Genomic DNA, 19,479 nt, shown 5'->3' with positions numbered 1-19,479 from the left:
TATTTTTTTGACCTAAAATAAGGCTAAATATGTTCATAAATAATGCATTTTATCTGTAATAAATCATTAAAAAATAGACTGAATATATAAACAAAAATTTATTAATTAAAATTTATTTCATTGAAAATAAATAATATTTTAAAAATATTGAAAAGTTGTTGTGATTTTTCTATAAAAGGGATTAAATGATTTGCGCCAAAATGTATCTTTTTAAAAAAATATTGCCCATCTTTGATTCATTTTTACTGAGGATTGTGCGTTGAAATATACTAGCCTAAATGACTTCTTAAATTACGTTAAAGCACGTGATCCTAATCAACCTGAGTTCTTACAAGCTGTTGAAGAAGTAATGACCAGTTTGTGGCCATTTATTGAAAAGCATCCTGAATATGCTCAACATGGTTTATTAGAGCGATTGGTTGAGCCTGAACGTGTAATTCAATTCCGCGTTGCATGGGTAGATGATCAAGGACAAACCCAAGTAAACCGTGCGTTCCGTGTTCAATTTAATGCTGCAATTGGGCCTTTCAAAGGGGGAATGCGTTTTCACCCATCTGTCAATCTTTCTATTTTAAAGTTTTTAGGCTTTGAGCAGACTTTTAAAAATGCTTTAACGACCTTACCTATGGGGGGCGGTAAAGGCGGTTCAGACTTTGACCCTAAGGGGAAATCTGAAGGTGAAATTATGCGTTTCTGCCAAGCTTTGGTCATAGAACTGTATCGTCATTTAGGCTCAAATACGGATATTCCTGCAGGTGATATTGGTGTAGGCGGCCGTGAAGTCGGTTATATGGCAGGGATGATGAAGAAATTAAGCAATGATACTTCTTGTGTATTTACAGGCAAGGGGCAATCTTTTGGTGGCTCTTTAGCCCGCCCTGAAGCAACGGGTTTTGGTACGGTATATTTTGCTGAGGAAATGCTAAAAACACGTGGTCAAAGCTTTAAAGACAAAATTGTGACGATTTCAGGTTCGGGCAATGTAGCTCAATTTGCCGCAGAAAAAGCCATGTATTTGGGGGCGAAAGTGGTTTCACTTTCAGACTCAAATGGTACGGTTTACCTAAAAGATGGCTTTACCAACGAGTTGCTAGCAGAAGTCATGGAACTTAAGAATGTAAAACGTGGTCGTATTTCTGAGTTTGCATCTAAACATGGTTTTGAGTATTTGGAAGGGCAACGTCCTTGGTCAATCAAGTGTGATATCGCATTACCCTGTGCTACTCAAAATGAATTAAATGAGAAAGATGCAGAAATGCTACTGGCAAATGGTACGATTTGTGTTGCTGAAGGGGCAAACATGCCTTCTACACTGGATGCTGTTGAAAAATTTGTTGAAGCGAAGATTCTTTATGCGCCTGGCAAAGCATCTAATGCAGGTGGTGTTGCCACATCAGGTCTTGAAATGTCTCAAAATGCGATCCGTTTAGGATGGACTTTTGAAGAAGTTGATGAACGCTTACATGCGATTATGAAAGAAATTCATCGTAATTGTATGAAGTATGGTATTCAGGAAGATGGCACAGTCAATTATGTCAATGGAGCTAATATCGCAGGCTTTGTCAAAGTTGCCGATGCCATGCTCGCTCAGGGTGTTTTTTAGTTTTTAGTATATTCTTTCGTATTGAAAAAAACCGATGCAAAAGCATCGGTTTTTTTACTCATGTTTAAAGTATGAAGAACTTAAAGCGTTCCTTTTACAGACTCACGTTCAATAATCATATCTTGTACATACGCATATTTTGACTGATCAGCAGCAGGATTTTTGATTTCATAACGTTTGATACGAACCACCTGACGCTCATTTGGACGATGCGTAAAGCCTTCGATATCGTCATAGAAGAAAGTCCAGTCTTTATCGACTTGGGTTTTTACGCCGTTATCTGCATATTTAATTTCACGGACCAGTAAACATTGTTTCTTCATTACACCCGCTGAACATTCTTTGGTTTCGGGGCTAATTTCCAAGAAAATGGTTTGTCCTTCAGACTGATATTTAGTTTCCGCAGTCATTTGACCTGTAAATACAACTTTTTCACCCGTTGCAGCAATCAATGTGAGTGTTGGTTTTTCAGGATTCGCAGTGTCGAGTACAAATGGAACTTTACGCTCTTGGAATAGGGCCGTTGAAAATTGTTCTTGTTTCATCAGTTCAGGCGAACACATCATCTGAGTACTCATTAAACTACCCACTGAAAGTAGGCCATTTTCAATTTTCCAAGAAGAACCTTGTGTATTACAACCTGTCGCAATACTTAGACGTTGTTCATCAAAGTTTAAAACGATCGGTTTTGTCGAACCAGCGGGTTGGTATGACCATTGATAAGCACTCAATGTCTGATTGGCATTGCTTTGTTGTTGTAATACTTTCACAGCAGTATCACCTAAAGTTTGAATATCCCCAGATTGACATGCTGCAAGTGCGAATGGAAGAACAGCCAAAGCTAAATATTTGAATTTCATTTTGTAATCACATTTAAGAAGTATGGCTATAGGATAAGGCATCAGTCCTTAAAAGATATGGATACATTTTATGAATTCAGTTTCAATATGTATCCATTCAGCTAAAACTTAAACAAAAATTAAAAAAATGTGATGAAATTGTTTATATTAGTCAAAACGATAGATATCCATGCCTAATGCACCCATAGAAAAACTACTGTGTACAACACTGAAACGCGGGCCTGTCCCCATTGCAAAAAACAGTGGTGCAAAGTGCTCAATCGTTGGGTGATTTTTTGCAACATAGGGAATATCTTGCCAGTCTAAAACAGCATCATATTGACTATGTGTTAATTTATTGACCACATAATTACGGAAGGTCGATGCCCATTCAGGGACCTTGTCATTATGACCATTCCAAGAAAGTTCTCTCAAGTTATGGGTAATACTGCCTGAACCAATCAATAAAATTTGTTTTTCACGTAAAGGTGCTAAAGTTTGACCAATTTTATAGATTTCATCGGCATTCATATTCATTGGCAATGAAATTTCAACCACGGGAATATCTGCTTCTGGATACATGTGCAATAACGGCATCCAAACCCCGTGATCACGTGGTCGAGTACTGTTCGCATGCGCAGGAATGTGCGCTTCAGCCAATAAATGAAGGATTTCTTCTGCAAGTTCAGGATGACCTGGGGCAGGATATCGCATTTCATAAAGTGCTGGAGGAAACCCTCTAAAATCATGCCATGTTTCAGGGCGCACACCTGTATTTACTTCGAGTGCATCGCTTTCCCAGTGGGCTGACATAACGATAATCGCATGTGGTTTTGGAAGGTTTAAACTTAAACGATGTAATGCAGGCCCCACTTGTTCAGGATCAAGCGCGAGCATAGGTGAGCCGTGTGAAATAAATAAACCAGGGAGTGTTTGTAAATTCATATCGATAGCCTAAAACTGGTATGCACTCAAAAATTTAACTGAGTTTGGTTAAATCTATTCAGTTGCTGATTTAAAATAATCAAGAACAGATTGGGGATGAATCATCTAATTTATATCATTATGATATAGCTAATTTTTTGGATTAAAAAATAGATATATGCATATTTGACATCGTTTAACAACGGTCTAATTTCTAACAACGATAATGTCAAAAATTCAACGATGATATAAGCCCTTTTATTTCAACAGTATGTTGCATCTATGCAACGCTCATCGTGTTTATTAGACTCTATCACACAATATGCAAATCAAGTTTTAACCCGCCCGATGGTATGGGTGATTATGGTTAATCGTCATTGCACGATAAAGCTGTTCGATGAGCATAACTCGAACCATAGGATGCGGTAAGGTCAGTTTGGAGAGTGACCAGTGCCAAGCCGCTGCTTTACGTACAGCGTCCGAATGACCATCTGGCCCGCCAATCGCTAAAACGACATCATTTCCTTCAAGCATCCATGTTTTCATGGTTTCAGCGAGTTTCTCTGTACTAAACTCACGACCGCCCACTTCAAGTGCGATTAAAACTTCATTTTGTTTTATCGCGGCTAATATGCTGTCACCTTCAATCTGACGATACTTCAAAATATCTGCTTCTGAATCATTTTTGCCACGTTTTGCCATGGGTAATTCAAGGATTTGTGTCTGTACAAAAGGTTGAATGCGTTTGAAATAGTCTTCAAAACCTGTAAGTACCCAAGCAGGCATTTTTTGACCAATGGTAAGAATACGAATTTTCATATTAACAATTTCTAACGTGGCAATAGTGCATTATAACGCTATATTGATCTTTCTCAGGATGAGAATCAGGATGGTTTATTAAATAACAAGGTTTAAATAACAAGGTTTAAATAACAAGCAATTAGTGCATTAACATTCAAAATTAGGTTTATCGATGCAATTTCAAGACGTCTTCAATACGATTTTCAAACGGTTTATGCTGTTTTTAGTAGGCTGTATTTCAATACACAGTTATGCTGATAACAATATGTATCGTCAAGCCGATCCTTATCGATTAAAAAATTATTTAAATCATATTATTGCGCCGCATGCATTTAGAAACCATCAAAATGTGCAAGAGTTAGATCGTGTTGCGGCCTATATCAAACAACAAGTTGAGCAATTTGCGATACCTTGTGAATATCAAACTTATCAAGTTGCAACTAAAACATATCGTAATGTGATTTGTCATTTGCAGACAGGAAATGCTCAAAAAGTCATTATTGGTGCACATTATGATGTTTATGGAAATTTCAAAGGCGCAGATGATAATGCTTCGGGTGTAGCAGGAGTAATTGAAACGGCACGTATTCTAGCAATCAACAAGACACGTCTAAAACAAAATGTGGATTTTGTATTTTATACCTTGGAAGAGCCACCTTATTTTCGAACTCAAAACATGGGTAGCTATGTACATGCAAAATCCATTTTAAATCAGAAAGATCAGATTCAGGCTGTTTATATTTTAGAAATGATCGGTTACTTTGACCATAAACCAGTACAAGATTATCCTTCAGGGTTGTCTTTATTTTATCCCAAGCATGGTAATTTTATTGGCGCTGTGAGTAATTTTAGTTCACGGAATTTGAGTGAAGATTATTGTGATTCAATGAAATTCATTAGACAGCTAGATTGTCAGCGTTTAATTGCGCCATCCTTTGTACATGGTGTGGATTTTTCAGACCATTTGAATTATTGGAATTTTGAAATTCCTGCAATTATGATCACGGACACCGCTTTTTTTAGAAATAAGCATTATCACACCAAGGGTGATACAGTCGAAAAACTGAATTTAAATAAAATGGCTGAAGTGGTCAATGGTTTGGCCTATGTGCTTTTAGAAAAAAAAAATAATTCCTGAGAATAGAAGATGCGCTTTTTTAGCGCATAAAAAAACACAGTCTTAAAAGTTAGACTGTGTTTTAACTTCTAATCGTCTGGAGAATCGTTTAGAAGTTAATTAACTACAAACAGAAATGTGCTCCATATAAAGATGAGGGTGTTTCCTAATGATTCAAGTGTTTTTGATGAGTTTTATGGTTAAAATTTAAACACATTTTCAAGCGGTTTGAAAGATTAAATGACACAATTTATAAAAAAGAATTTCTTTTATTCAATTGTATTCATTTGACTATTTCATAGAATGTACACCAAAAACATTCCCTTCAGTGTCGACGCCTAATAGGATGTAGCCATGTTCACCAATAGACATTTTCGCTTGTTGGATTTGGCCTCCTGCAGCTTCAATTTTTGCTTGCTCAATTGCACAGTCATCGCTACTAAAATAAATGATGGTGCTATTTGAACCTGCAGACATTCCTTGCATTTTTACCAATGAGCCTGTTGCACCATATTGTTGCATATCTGATGGAAAAGTCCACATTTCCATTGATGTGTCATTGGGATCACTCAGTTGGGTAAGTTGCAGATTGAATAAGGATTCATAAAATTGTTTCGCTCTATTCATATCATTGACATAGATTTCGAACCAACAGACTGGATTTGACATGTGCGTATTCCTTTTATTGTAGATTCAGCTGATCATTCAGCATTTTTATTCAAGCCTATTGATTATGCGACAATATGAAAACAGTAAAATTTGAATATTGTAAAGGGCAGTATTTTGCGTTGTTTTGTCTGTATAAATGGAGACTATCCATCAGATTTGTAAAACAAAAAAAGAGCGCCGTAGCGCTCTTTAATTTTGTATCAAGCTTTTAACAAGTACTTAATGACGTGCTGCTTTTTTGCTGTCGTCAACGGCTTTCACAATCGGCGCTTTGACCAATGGCGTAGGTTGTTCAACCAATGCAAGTGGAAGAATCTCATCGATGCTTTTCACTGCTTTAATTTCTAAACCATCTTTCACGTTTTGTGGAATTTCAGCCAAATCACGGACGTTATCTTGTGGGATAAAGACCAGTTTAACCCCACCACGATGAGCAGCTAAAAGTTTCTCTTTTAAACCACCAATACGCATCGCACGACCACCTAAGCTGGTTTCACCTGTCATTGCAATATCTGGACGAATTGCAATGCCTGTGAATGCAGAAACTAGGGCAGTGGTTAATGCTAAACCTGCAGATGGTCCATCTTTCGGTGTCGCACCTTCAGGTAAATGCACGTGTACATCAGTTTCCTCAAAACGAGAAGCTTCAATACCCAATTCATCAGCACGTGTACGAACAACGGTCATTGCAGCGGTAATTGATTCCTTCATGACATCTCCGAGAGAACCCGTAGTAATGAATTTACCTTTACCTTTGACTGCCGCAACTTCAATAGTGAGTAATTCACCACCAACAGAAGTCCATGCTAAGCCATTTACACGACCGATTTGTGCCTCAGTTTCAGCCATACCGTAATCGAATTTATGCGCACCCAAGTATTCTGGTAAGTTTTCAGCGGTTACATCGATATGTAAATTTTTCGCTTTCTTACTTACTGACTCTTTAACCACTTTACGCGCAATTTTTGATACTTCACGTTCAAGGTTACGCACACCCGCTTCACGTGTATAACGACGTACGATGTCACGAATTGCTTCTTCATGAACAGTCAATTCTTTAGCACGTAATCCATTGTTCTTAATTGCTTTTGGAACAAGGTAACGGTCTGCAATATTGACTTTCTCATCTTCGGTATAACCCGGTAGACGAATCACTTCCATACGGTCTAAAAGCGCCTCTGGAATGTTCATGCTGTTTGCAGTACAGATAAACATCACTTCAGACAAATCAAGATCAAGATCTAAATAATGATCATTGAATTTACTGTTTTGTGATGGATCTAGGACTTCAAGCAACGCAGATGCAGGGTCGCCACGGTAGTCTTGCGCCATTTTGTCAATTTCGTCGAGTAAGAACAGTGGGTTCTTCACGCCGACTTTTGTCAACGATTGCACAATTTTACCCGGCATCGCACCGATATAAGTACGACGGTGACCACGGATTTCTGCTTCGTCACGTACACCACCTAAAGCCATACGTACAAATTCACGACCTGTTGCTTTTGCAATCGATTCACCAAGTGATGTTTTACCTACACCTGGAGGGCCGACTAAGCATAGAATTGGGCCACGAAGTTTTTTGACACGTGATTGAACCGCTAAGTATTCAACAATACGTTCTTTAACTTCGTCCAAACCATAATGGTCTGTGTCCAAAATTTCCTGAGCTTTCGGTAAGTTAATGCTCACTTTGCTCGCTTTATTCCAAGGCGTATCTAAAATCGCCTCAATATAGTTACGAACGACAGCAGCTTCACTTGAAGCAGGTTGCATTGCTTTCAGTTTACGGAATTCGTTTTCAGCTTTTTTACGCACATGTTCAGGTAAATCAGCTTCAGCTAATCGTTTTTCGATTTCTGCAACATCATCTTCCGCACCACCATTCATGTCAGAAAGTTCACGCTGAATGACCTTCATCTTTTCATTGAGGAAGTATTCGCGTTGATTTTTCTCCATCTGGCGTTTTACAGAGTCATGTAAAGTTTGTTCAATCTGTTGTTCTTCAGATTGTTGTAACAAATAAGTCATCAACTCTTGTAAATGTGCTTCAAAGGCATCGTGTTCTAGGAATTTTTGTTTTACATCAATATTCAAAGGAACACGCGTAGCAACGAAGAATAATAATTGCAATAAATCATCGATCTTATTTGCCGCAGCGATTAACTCACGTGCATTACGCAATTTTGCTTCTGCGTATTGGGAGAATAGTGCACGTAATTCTTCGACACGTGTTGCTTGCGTTGATGCATTAACATCAACAGTCATCGGGCTTAATGCATGTTCAGCAGAAAGGTATTCACCATTATCAATGATTTCAACCAGCTTAGAACGATGTAAGCCTTCAATTAATACTTTTATGCAGTTTTCATCGTTTTCGTGATTCACAACTTGCACGATCTTCGCGACAGTACCGTATTGATATAAGTTGTCGTGATCAATTTCTTCTGTAAGCGAATCTTTTTGTGCAACCACAAATACTAAATTGTCACTGTTACGAGCCACATCAACTGCATTGATCGATTTTTCACGACCTACAAATAGCGCGATTTGCATGTGCGGATAAACCACAACATCACGTAACGCTAAAAGCGGTAATACACTTGGAACCTGTAGCTCTAAGCTTTCTTGATTCATAATAATCTCAGACATGGGCACTCCTAATGAGTGACAACGGTGTTGCCATGTTTTTATAGTGATTGCTAATTTGAAAATTACAAGGGCATTGCCAAATAAAATGTAAAATTATTTACAAGTTGTTGATTTTATATGAGGGCTTTATGGTTGAATTGGCTGAATTGTCAGAGAAAGAGTTTTCATCCTTTGCTTATTTTATACTATTTTTATAAAAAATAATGCTAAGTATAGCGACTAAGATCACAATCGTTTTGCCTAGAAATAGGCTATTGAGCATGCTCTTTACAGTGAATAAAAATGATTATTCACTGTAATTTGTCCTGTTATTTACGCCGAAAATAAAAGCTCTTTGATGGACAAATAAAAGCATCTAAAGTTTGATCCCAAGCATGACGATCTAAACTTATATTTAAATACTGAAAATCATGACCTAAACCTAAGCGGAATGGTTTGTATGGCGCAGAAGCCAATGTTCGATCATAAAATCCACCACCCATGCCCATACGTGTGCCGTAGCGGTCACAGGCGAGCAATGGCATGATTAATAGATCTAAATGTGAAACATGAATACCACGGCTTGCCATGGGTTCTCGCATGCCTAAACGGTGTAAGTTAAATCGTTTATTACGATAAATATTTCGTGAAATTTTTACCCAGACCAAGTGATGGTTCATGTTGCAAATCATGGGTAAGTAAACGCTTTTATTTTGAGCAAAACATTGCTCGATTATTTTTTTTGTCTGTATTTCGCCAAAGGCATCTAAATATAATCCGATTTTTTCTGCAGTGTGGAATTGGGAGCAGTTTAAAATTTTTTGTAAACATTGAGTGCTAGAAATACTTTGCTGAAAACGATTGAGATTTCGGCGTTGTTTTCTTAATTGTTGTCGTAAAGTTGAAGTTTGCTGAGTCATAAACATTACTGTTTTAGTGCTTTTAAAATTGGACAACAATTTTCAGTTGTGGTTTTACATTCATCAATCCAAGTACTGAGACGTATTTTTAGTGATTCTAACTCATGAATACGTTGATCAATTTTTTCTAAGCGTTGTTGAATCACATCACGGACTTGCTCACGGTCATTCATTTGTAAATTTAATAGCTCTTGCACTTCACTCAACTGTAGACCCGCATCTTTGGCTTTTTGAATGAAACTTAATGTTTCAATATCCTGATCATTATAATAACGGTAATTGGTTGTCGTTTCAGGGACACGTAATAAACCAATCCGTTGATAATAACGAATTGTTTCTACACTCACATGACATTGTTTGGCAAGTTTTCCGATCGTGATCATAAAAACCTCAAAAAAAGACTTGACTCTGTACCTAGGTACAGACTTTATCTTAACACAATCAAAAAAGAAAAGAGGTGAGTCTGATGAGTGGACATGAAAATTCAAGTTGCTGTTCAGGACATAAATCTACATTGGAATTGGTGAAAATTGATCCTGTATGCGGGATGAGTGTGTCTGAAGATTCAGCGCATTCTTTTGAATATGAAAATAAAAAATATCTGTTCTGTAGTGATCGTTGTCAACAGAAGTTTATGCAAAATCCGCAAAGCTATTTACAAAAAGAGTTGCAGAAAGATGTGCAAAATGTTCAGTCCAAAGATCAACAATCTAAGCCTTCAACTTGCTGTGGTGGCAAAACTACAGAAGTTAAAGCAGCAGAAGTGAAATCAACAGCATCTTGCTGTGGAACTGATCAGGCTGAAGCTCAAACTGAATACATCGATCCTGTCTGTAAAATGACCGTGACTGATCTAAGCAAGCCGCATACAAACTATCAGGGTGAAACTTATTATTTCTGTTGTAATTGTTGTTTGAATAAATTTACGGTAGATCCTGAACAATATCTCGATTCACAAGTCAAAACAAAGTCAGGCTGTGGTTGTAGTGGTAAAACTCAGCCTTCAAAAGCAACTCAAATTAAAGAAGTTCAACCACAAAGTGCTGCATGTTGTGGTGATGAAAAGCCTGAGCCTGTTAAAACATCAAGTTGTTGCAGTGGTGGAAACCATACGCAACACAATCATTCAGGAGTTAAGCATGAACATCATTCGCATAGTCAGCATGCGGATCAGAGTAATACTGCAATTGACCCTGTTTGTGGAATGTCGGTAGAACAAGATACTGCTTTAAAAACAGATTATCAGGGTCAAACTTATTATTTTTGTCATCCATCTTGTTTGGATAAGTTTATACATGATCCTGAACCCTATCTGATTCCGATGGATCAACGTGCAGCGCCAGAAGGTATGGATGATGTGTTATTCACCTGTCCAATGGATCCTGAAATTGTGCAAAAAGGCCCAGGAACTTGCCCAATTTGTGGTATGGCTTTAGAGCCAATGCAACCGACTTTGGATGAGGGACCAAATCCTGAATTGGTCGATTTTTCAAATCGTTTTTGGAAAACTTTACCACTCACCCTGATTGTTTTTGTATTGGCAATGGGTTCACATATTCACACTTTTATTCCACAGCATATTCAGCCTTGGATTGAATTGGTTCTATCCATTCCTGTGGTGCTTTGGGCAGGTTGGCCATTCTTAGAACGTTGCTGGATTTCATATAAAACTTGGCATTTAAATATGTGGAGTTTGATTGGTGTTGGGATACTTGCTGCATTTATGTACAGTGTGGTGGCAACCATTTTCCCATCCTTGATTCCGATGGAAGCTAAGACAGGGCATGGTGTTGCAGTTTATTTCGAAGCAGCTTGTATGATTGTGTCTTTGAGTTTACTTGGTCAAATCATGGAGTTAAAAGCACGTTCTAAAACTGCGGATTCGTTACGTGCTTTGCTCAAGTTACAACCCAATAAAGCCAAACGTATTGAAAATGGTCAAGCTGTCGAAGTTGAGATTGCTCAGATAAAACAAGGTGATATTTTACAGATTGCATCTGGTGACCAAGTGCCTTTAGATGGTGTTGTGCTTGAAGGTAAAACCTATATTGATGAGTCGATGATGACAGGCGAACCTGTTCCTGTGAAAAAGGAAAAGGGAGATCATGTGATTGGTGGAACCGTCAATCAACAAGGTTCGATTCGTATTGAAACTACAGCAGTGGGAACGCAGACTACACTTGCTAAAATGATTCAAACAGTCGCTGATGCGCAGCGTTCAAAAGCACCGTTACAAAAGATGGCAGATGTGGTAGCTAAATACTTTGTGATGGTTGTTTTAGCGATTAGTGTATTTACCTTTATTGCATGGATGGTGTTTGGCGGAGCAAATTTTGATTTAGCCTTGATGTGTGCTGTTGCCGTATTGATCATTGCATGCCCATGTGCATTAGGACTTGCGACCCCAATGTCTGTGATGGCAACCACAGGTCGTGCTGCACAAAAAGGTGTGTTATTTAAAAATGCTGAAGCGATTGAAGCTTTGAGTAAGGTCAATGTGGTTGTGGTCGATAAAACAGGAACCTTAACTGAAGGAAAACCAAGCTTGAAAGCGATTAAGCTGTTATCTAATCAAATAGATCAACAGCAAGCAGAGCGTTGGATTGCATCTTTAGAACAATATTCAACGCATCCGATTGCACAGACTTTAACCAAATTAGTTGAAGCTAAGGATTTAATTCAAATTAATGATTTTGAAGATGTCACTGGTTTTGGCGTTAAAGGCACGATTGATGGTGAAATGGTATATATCGGAAGTCAGAAGCTTTTGCAAAACTTAAATTTAAACATGGATGCAAATACGTTACAGCAAATCGAGCAGATACGCGAAACGGGTGATGTGCTGAGTTTCTTGGCCAATGAGCAAACAGTTTTAGCTTATATCGCGATACACGATGCAATTAAAGCCAATGCTAAACAAGTGATTGATCAATTACATGCCGATGGTATTGAAGTGATTATGGCGACAGGTGATCATGAGAAAAATGCGCAATTGGTAGCGAAAGAGCTAGGTATTGAACATGTATACGGAAATTGCGATCCGACTGAAAAGTTGAATATTGTGAAACAGTATCAATCACAAGGTAAAGTAGTGGCAATGGCTGGAGATGGTATCAATGATGCACCAGCTTTGGCACAGGCAGATGTGGGTATCGCAATGGGTACGGGAACGGATATTGCCAAACAAACAGGGCAAGTGACTTTGGTCAAAGGTGATATTCGTGGTGTTGCGGATGCTTTACATATGGCAAAACAAGGTGTGCGCAACATGAAGCAAAATCTTGTATTTTCCTTTGTTTATAATGGTTTAGGTGTACCAGTTGCAGCAGGTATTTTCTATCCATTAACCGGTTTGTTGTTGACCCCAATGTTGGCAGCAGTTGCGATGTCACTGAGTTCATTGTCTGTGGTGATTAATGCGTTGAGATTGAATAAATCTTAATGGTTTTGATTGTCTATCGTTGAAATCAGGCTGTGCATGATATCTGTCAAATTGACACCCCCTCCTTTGAAAAAGGAGGGTTGGGGAGGATTTTAAATTTTCTAAATTTTTTTTGTGATGTGTTTAAGCTTTATCCGTCAATTCTAAAGCACGTTGATAAGCGACTTTTTTCTTAACACCTGTTAAATCCGCAGCCAATTGTGAAGCGGCTTTGACTGAAAGGTCTTCGAGCAAGCGTAGTAACAGCTTATCTAGTTTTTCTTGATCTAGATCTTTTTCAGCAGGCGCACCACCAATCACTAATACAATTTCACCTTTTTGCTGATTGCGATCATTTTCAATAAAACTCACCAATTCCGACAACGTCATTTTTTTAATGGTTTCAAAGGTTTTGGTAATTTCACGTGCGAAACCAACAGGGCGATCCTCGCCAAAAACCTGAGCCATATCTTTAACACTGTCTAAAATACGATGTGGTGCCTCATAGATGATCATGGTTTGAGTTTCATGTTTTAATTTTTCAAGTTGTAATAGACGTTGTGACTGTTTTGAAGATAAAAAACCTTCAAAACTAAAGCGGTCACTTGGTAAGCCTACTGCACTTAATGCAGCAATTGCAGCACATGCTCCTGGTACAGGAATCACACGGATATTATTTTCCTGCGCAGCACGAACCAGTTTAAAACCTGGGTCGCTAATTAAAGGTGTACCTGCATCGCTAACAAGTGCAACATCATCACCATTTTTTAATTTTTCGATAATTATATCAATTTTGTTACTTTCATTGTGATCGTGGCACGCTGTGAGCGGAGTTGATATATTATAGTGTTTTAATAATTGAGCAGATTGGCGTGTATCTTCTGCCGCAATCACTGAAACAGACTTTAAAATTTCAATAGAACGAAAAGTCATATCATCAAAGTGCCCAATTGGGGTCGCTACGACAAATAATTGAGCACTCATAAGGTTCTCCATGAAGAATAAAATAGTCTTGAATTGTATAAAAAGAATGGCGTTGCTCGGAATAATTGGATTTACAATCCAAATTCATGCAGAGGTTTTGGTTATTTTACCTGAAACTGGCCCGATGTCGCGAGCAGGTTTAAGTATCAAACAGGGGATATTAAGTGCATATCAAGTTGGTAATAACAATATTCCACTAAAATTTGTCAATTCAGAACAGAAATCGCTCAAATTAATTTTAAAGCAGAATGTCAATAGAAAGACCCAAATGATTATTGGGCCATTGGCTCGCCCTGATGTGGAGGCTTTAATTAAGCTTAAACCTAAAGTACCTGTTTTGGCATTGAATGAGGTTTATCCCACCCATAAAAATGTTTGGCAATATAGCCTTTCAAAAAATGATGATGCTTTAGCGTTACTGGATTATATTCACCATGATCGGGTTTCAAAATTATATGTGGTGAGGGAAAAAGGAGCTGAAGCGGAATCGATTAACTTTCTCAATGCATTATTTTTGAATTATCGAGGCGAGGTTGACCCAGTTGATGAGATGCCAAGTGTTAAAGGGAAAAGTGAAGGTATTTTATTGTTGGGTTCAAATGAATGGTTGTCTAGTTTAAAGAAGTTACAGAAAAAAAATATTTATACTCAAGCGATTGCAGTCAATGAAAAAACAGCTTTACCGAAGGGAATGAAGTTTTGTGATGTTCCTGCATTGTATATCGCTGAATGGGGAGATGTCATTCAAGCTTATAAAGATAAACCGACATCATTACCGTATCAGCGATTATACGCATTTGGTGGCGATGCATGGCATATTGCTGAGCATTTTGTACTGAACCCAAAAGTTAAAAACTTAACATTTAAAGGGCGTACTGGAAAAATTAAAATCGAAGGTAACCGTGTTGAACGTATTCCGCAATGTTTTGAACGCTCTAAGAATAATTTAGTGGCATTATAGATTCTGATTGATGATCAAAATTACAGTATTCTTTATCATGGCAAAAAATTGTTTAGGTCAATGGGCGGAGCAGGAGGCGGTCAATATCTTGCTCAGCCATCATTATCAAATTTTAAAATTAAATTATTTTTCCCGATTTGGGGAGATTGATATTATTGCTGAATATCAAAAAAATCTTGTTTTTGTTGAGGTTAAAGCCAGAACACCGACACAGCTAGGCAAAGCATTTGAAGTGGTCAGTTTATCTAAGCAAAAAAAATTATTAAAAACTGCCTTAATGTTTTTACAAGATCATCCTGATTATGAACAATATTATTGTCGTTTTGATGTCATCAGTTTTGATTTACATCATAAAATTGCAAAAAACGTACAGCAAGACTTTACTCAAATCTCTTATGATCAAGCATGGATTGAAAATGCATTTACTTTAGATGCGGACTTGATTAATCTGTGATTGAAAATTCAAGTATCGTTATTTCATAGTTACTTAAAAAATATAGAATATTTTAGTGTGTAGGCTTTCCATTTGGATGGTTTTAGCGCTAAATTCAACAGGAGTTTTGCTGAGTGTTAAAGCGTATTGTCATAACCATGATGTGTGTAGCAAGTTTGTCTGGTTGCGCAAGTTTTATCTCAGGTGGCACAGGTTCTGCACCTGTAGGAACAGAAAGTGGTGTTAGATCTTTAGGTCAAGTGTTCATTGACTCTTCTATTGAACGTACTGCGAAAATAAATTTATATAAACTCGATGCTCGTTTTAAGCAATCTCGTGTCAATATCAGCAGTTTTCATAGCAACGTATTGCTGACAGGGCAGGTGCCTGATGCGCATTTAAAGCAATTGGCTGAAGACAATTTACGTGCAATGAGTGATGTAAAAGCAGTACATAATTATATTACTGTGGGCAATCAAATTGGTTATAGCACGATTATGCAAGATGCGAGTGTTACGGCCAACACACGTGGTTTGATTATGAAAGCACCTGTTGTTTCAGACAATAAAGTGCTTATACATACCGAAGATGGTGTGTTATATGTTTTAGGTCGTTTAAATAATGCTGAAATTGCAGACTTAAATGATGTTTTACAAAAGGTTGGAAATGTAACTAAAATTGTGACCTTGATTGATAATATCGAGCAAGGGAATCATTCAATCCAATCATCATCATTTACAGCACCTGTCATGAATAATACGCAACCTGATGTTCAGACGCCAGTTGCGATTGATCCTGATGCTGCCGAGCCAAGCAAGAATGTTATTCAACAATAAGTTGCGTCCTTTAAAAGATCAAATCGTTAAACAATTGGAAAGTCTTAAATCGCAGTATAAAGATTTCCGCTTATATGATTTAGGTAGTATTACCCTCAATGGATTGACCCCGAAAAAGGGCTATTCCATTAAGCCGAATATCGCTTATGGTTTGAAAGCTCGACAACGTTTGGATCTTTATATTTCGGATCAAAATAAACACAAACCACTGATTATTTTTGTGCATGGTGGAGCGTGGAGTCATGGCGATAAAAGTGCTTATAAATTTGTAGGCGAAGCATTCAGTCGTTTTGGCTATGATGTTGCGGTGATGAATTATCATCTTGCTCCTGAACATAAGTTTCCAAGCTATATGACAGATTTAGCTGTTGCTTTGAATTATTTACAACAGCAACAAACTAAATTGGGTATTTCAACAGCCAATATTGCACTCATGGGCCATTCTGCAGGTGCATTTAACATTGCCTCGTTGTTGTATCACCCACAGCATTATGATTTACAGATTAAGCAAAACATCAAAGCAATGATTGGTATTGCTGGGCCTTATCATTTTGATTATAAAGGTGATCCTTTGGCTAAGGATGCATTTGACCAAACGGTACCGTTTCAACAAGTAATGCCTTATTATTTTGTAGAAACCAATGCAGTAAAGCATTATTTGTTTTTAGCTGAAAATGATCAAATCGTGGAAGATTCAAATTCTTTAGACTTTAAATTGCAACTTGAACAAAAGGGGAATCATTGCGAAATACGTGTGATTCCAAAAACTGGTCATATTACAATTATGGGAAGTGTGTCGAGTTTATTTAGTCGATTCTTTAAAACACGTTCTGAAATCATTCATATTTTGGATAATATATTTAAAAACAGCTAAAAATAAAAATACCTAGCTATTGCTAGGTATTTTTTTATTTGTTGAATACTGAATGTTACAAGGCTTAATCTAGCTGCATGGGGGTATTGTGAATCACGTGCTCAATCATGGCGTGGGCGATACTGCCTGAGAATGGTGTTTCTGGAAGTTGATCAAATTTGAAGAATTGAGCATCGCTAATTTCTTCTTCTTGCAACACGATATCACCCGATTCATATTCAGCTTTAAATGCCAACATGAGGTTACTTGGAAATGGCCATGGCTGACTGGATAAATAAGTGACATTTTTTACATGTAAACCGACTTCTTCCAAAGTTTCTCTTTTCACGGCTTCTTCCAAAGTTTCGCCAACTTCGACAAAACCAGCAATTAAGCCATACATATTGCTGGTATTTTTTGCATTTTTTGCCAACAGAATTTCATCTTGACCACGTGTAATTACGGTAATCACACAGGGTTGCACACGAGGGTATTGATGATAACGACAAGCTGGACAAACCATTGCATATTCAACAGGATGCACTTCTGTTTTATGCCCACAATGACTACAAAACTTATGGTTTCTACGCCATTCTAAGAGTTGTACTGCACGGCTGGCTTGTTCAAATTGTGGTTTAGTCCACTGAGAAATAAGCTGACGGATGGGGATGAGTTGATATCCCTCAGGAATAGCATCATCTGCTAAAAGATCTCGGGCGATGACTTGATCACCCGAGCTAAAACCAATATCACTTGCTAGTTTTTCAACTTTGGGAAGTTGAAGATTTTTATCCACTAAAAGTTGGTGATGATGAAAAATATAAGCAAGTGATAATTCAGACATTAGGCAACCGATTTCAATTTTTGACTACTGGTTAATGCAACATTAAACATTGCCTGTAAAACAGGTTGTTTATTTTGCAGATTTTCAATCATCATATCTGCACTCGCCAAGACATCCAGCAAATGATTAATTTGTTGAGCATCTAAGCCTTGTTCTTTGGTCAGTTGGGCTTGTACAAAATCTGCTGCTGCTAATAAAGCTTTTTGTCCATCTTTCGCAGAAAGAAATAACATAGCTCCAGCAATTTCCCTCAGTTGCGATGGGATTGTTGCTAAGTTACTCAATTGATTATCTTGTAGATATTGAATCAGTGTGTTCGCCGTTAAATCCGCAGTTGTTTTGGTTTCAGTCAGTAAAGCAGCGTGTGCTTCATCTAGACGATCCAAAGAAATCTGTAGATTATTCACTTTTAACTGTAGACGATTCGAAGTGTAATTACGCTCTAAAATACCAATTGAATTCATTGCAGATAAAATACTATTCATCAATTGTTGAACATAACTTTCATCTTTGAGCATATTGTCTTGAGCTAAAAGGTCGGCCTGTTGTTTCAGTTCTATATAGGCTTCATTTAAGTTCAAAACTTTAAAAACATGAGCGAGATCATTCAGCTTCACTTTGAGTTCTTGCGCTTTTTCACTACTCATATTTTGATAGTTAAACTCAATATCATTACGGATTTGTGACATTTCATCGGTAATCAATTGGCTCACAGTATGAATCGTATCTAAGTCAGGACCATACAAATGACGGCTAAAAATTTGTAGTTGGGTATCTGTTAAAATATCCTCACCGACATTGATTTGCTCACGAATATGTTGCGAAACATCATCTTCTTGGCTAATACAAATGCTCAAGATATTTGCAGTGTCTAAAATAGAGGCTTTAAAACCTTGTTGGTCTTTGAGGAACAGCGAAATATTGGTTTCAATACCGATTAGGGTTCTTAGACGTGCATCATTCAAAAGAATATTGTCAATTTGATTTAAAGCAACTGCAACCAACGCCCAATATTGTGCACTTGCTTGCTCTTTAGAAAAGTTTTCTAAATAAGCACCGACCAATTTCAAGCCTTGTAGATCAAGCTCAGTTTCTTGTTGTTTCAATAATTTATGTAAACATAGCTTATACAACTTATGCACATAAACTGATTTTTCTAATTCAGGTGATTGTGGAAGTTTAAAGTTTGGGGTAACACAATCGAGTAGCGGAACAATCGCTTGACCTTCAGGGGTCAATTCAAGTCCTAATACTTGTTCTAAATGATTTAAAGTGTCATGTAAAAACTGTGGAACTTTAACTTCACGCAAGCAACTAAACTCAATATAGCGTTTGAGCATGGTCGTCCCTTCGCTCAAAGCAATCACTTCTTGTGTATTGATATCACGTGGGTTTTGCATGATTTTACGCATTAGCTGTGCAGCTAATTCCGTAATTCTAGCAACTTGAGGCATGTCAATCAGCATGAGTACATGAGCACATTGTTCCAATTGACTTAAAGCATCATCAATACCGAAAGGTAAAGTTTGATCTTCAACTAAGCTGCTCACAGCTGCTTCTACTTGTAGAATTGAATTATCGACTTCTTTTTTAATAATAAGTAATGCCGTCGGATCAAAATGTATAGAGGTTTGGTAAGACATTGA

16 protein-coding genes and 1 pseudogene are annotated in these 19,479 nt (G+C 37.5%); 7 read left to right on the top strand and 10 right to left on the bottom strand.

Features of this window, described 5'->3' with window-relative positions; genetic code table 11:
- Positions 1-204: 204 nt before the first annotated feature.
- A pseudogene (gene gdhA / locus D7V20_RS02790) lies at positions 205-1,603 on the top strand (NADP-specific glutamate dehydrogenase).
- A gap of 80 nt (positions 1,604-1,683) precedes the next feature.
- Here the strand turns inward: gdhA and D7V20_RS02785 are convergent.
- The 3 genes from D7V20_RS02785 to rlmH form a co-directional block, all read right to left on the bottom strand.
- Positions 1,684-2,463 carry an META and DUF4377 domain-containing protein gene (locus tag D7V20_RS02785; RefSeq protein WP_120382818.1) on the bottom strand — a complete coding sequence of 260 codons (780 nt, stop codon included), beginning with the start codon at positions 2,461-2,463 and terminating at the stop codon, positions 1,684-1,686.
- Positions 2,464-2,610: 147 nt separating this feature from the next.
- On the bottom strand, positions 2,611-3,387 hold the full coding sequence (locus tag D7V20_RS02780) for a dioxygenase family protein (RefSeq protein WP_120382817.1): 777 nt from the start codon (positions 3,385-3,387) through the stop codon (positions 2,611-2,613).
- A 315-nt stretch (positions 3,388-3,702) separates the two neighbouring features.
- A complete protein-coding gene (gene rlmH / locus D7V20_RS02775) occupies positions 3,703-4,185 on the bottom strand; it encodes a 23S rRNA (pseudouridine(1915)-N(3))-methyltransferase RlmH (RefSeq protein ID WP_120382816.1) in 483 nt (160 codons plus the stop codon).
- A gap of 196 nt (positions 4,186-4,381) precedes the next feature.
- On the opposite strand from rlmH, the gene D7V20_RS02770 reads away from it, so the two are divergent.
- On the top strand, positions 4,382-5,305 hold the full coding sequence (locus tag D7V20_RS02770; RefSeq protein WP_235831589.1) for a M28 family peptidase: 924 nt from the start codon (positions 4,382-4,384) through the stop codon (positions 5,303-5,305).
- A gap of 270 nt (positions 5,306-5,575) precedes the next feature.
- On the opposite strand, the gene D7V20_RS02765 is transcribed toward D7V20_RS02770, so the two are convergent.
- The 4 genes from D7V20_RS02765 to D7V20_RS02750 form a co-directional block, all read right to left on the bottom strand.
- The gene (locus D7V20_RS02765) at positions 5,576-5,953 is read right to left on the bottom strand and encodes a VOC family protein (RefSeq protein ID WP_120382814.1); all 378 of its coding nucleotides are present in this window, start codon (positions 5,951-5,953) and stop codon (positions 5,576-5,578) included.
- A 219-nt stretch (positions 5,954-6,172) separates the two neighbouring features.
- A complete protein-coding gene (gene lon / locus D7V20_RS02760; protein WP_120382813.1) occupies positions 6,173-8,602 on the bottom strand; it encodes an endopeptidase La in 2,430 nt (809 codons plus the stop codon).
- Positions 8,603-8,910: 308 nt separating this feature from the next.
- Positions 8,911-9,501, bottom strand: a complete 591-nt coding sequence (locus tag D7V20_RS02755; protein WP_120382938.1) for a 5-formyltetrahydrofolate cyclo-ligase — start codon at positions 9,499-9,501, stop codon at positions 8,911-8,913.
- A gap of 5 nt (positions 9,502-9,506) precedes the next feature.
- On the bottom strand, positions 9,507-9,884 hold the full coding sequence (locus D7V20_RS02750; RefSeq protein ID WP_120382812.1) for a MerR family transcriptional regulator: 378 nt from the start codon (positions 9,882-9,884) through the stop codon (positions 9,507-9,509).
- 83 nt (positions 9,885-9,967) lie between these two features.
- Between D7V20_RS02750 and D7V20_RS02745 the strand changes: the two genes are divergently transcribed.
- On the top strand, positions 9,968-12,943 hold the full coding sequence (locus tag D7V20_RS02745; protein WP_120382811.1) for a heavy metal translocating P-type ATPase: 2,976 nt from the start codon (positions 9,968-9,970) through the stop codon (positions 12,941-12,943).
- Positions 12,944-13,066: 123 nt separating this feature from the next.
- On the opposite strand, the gene rsmI is transcribed toward D7V20_RS02745, so the two are convergent.
- Entirely contained in the window at positions 13,067-13,906 is an 840-nt protein-coding gene (gene rsmI / locus D7V20_RS02740) for a 16S rRNA (cytidine(1402)-2'-O)-methyltransferase (protein WP_120382810.1), read from the bottom strand.
- A gap of 10 nt (positions 13,907-13,916) precedes the next feature.
- Between rsmI and D7V20_RS02735 the strand changes: the two genes are divergently transcribed.
- From D7V20_RS02735 to D7V20_RS02720, 4 genes are all read left to right on the top strand, one after another.
- Positions 13,917-14,867, top strand: coding sequence for a penicillin-binding protein activator (locus D7V20_RS02735; protein WP_120382809.1), 951 nt, complete (start codon positions 13,917-13,919; stop codon positions 14,865-14,867).
- A 37-nt stretch (positions 14,868-14,904) separates the two neighbouring features.
- The gene (locus D7V20_RS02730; protein ID WP_120382937.1) at positions 14,905-15,321 is read left to right on the top strand and encodes a YraN family protein; all 417 of its coding nucleotides are present in this window, start codon (positions 14,905-14,907) and stop codon (positions 15,319-15,321) included.
- 113 nt (positions 15,322-15,434) lie between these two features.
- Complete coding sequence (locus D7V20_RS02725) at positions 15,435-16,136, top strand: BON domain-containing protein (RefSeq protein ID WP_120382808.1); 702 nt, start codon at positions 15,435-15,437, stop codon at positions 16,134-16,136.
- Complete coding sequence (locus D7V20_RS02720; RefSeq protein ID WP_120382807.1) at positions 16,120-17,010, top strand: alpha/beta hydrolase; 891 nt, start codon at positions 16,120-16,122, stop codon at positions 17,008-17,010. Before D7V20_RS02725 ends, D7V20_RS02720 begins: the two co-directional genes overlap by 17 nt.
- A 64-nt stretch (positions 17,011-17,074) precedes the next feature.
- On the opposite strand, the gene nudC is transcribed toward D7V20_RS02720, so the two are convergent.
- Positions 17,075-17,833 carry an NAD(+) diphosphatase gene (gene nudC, locus D7V20_RS02715; protein ID WP_120382806.1) on the bottom strand — a complete coding sequence of 253 codons (759 nt, stop codon included), beginning with the start codon at positions 17,831-17,833 and terminating at the stop codon, positions 17,075-17,077.
- Positions 17,833-19,476 (bottom strand): chemotaxis protein, encoded by a 1,644-nt coding sequence (locus tag D7V20_RS02710; RefSeq protein WP_120382805.1) that lies wholly within the window; start codon positions 19,474-19,476, stop codon positions 17,833-17,835. Before D7V20_RS02710 ends, nudC begins: the two co-directional genes overlap by 1 nt.
- Positions 19,477-19,479: the final 3 nt, after the last annotated feature.

The sequence above is a fragment of the Acinetobacter rongchengensis genome (assembly GCF_003611475.1).
Classification (GTDB): Bacteria; Pseudomonadota; Gammaproteobacteria; order Pseudomonadales; family Moraxellaceae; genus Acinetobacter; species Acinetobacter rongchengensis.
Note: the sequence above shows the minus strand (reverse complement) of the source record. Positions and strands in the feature narration are given on the sequence as shown.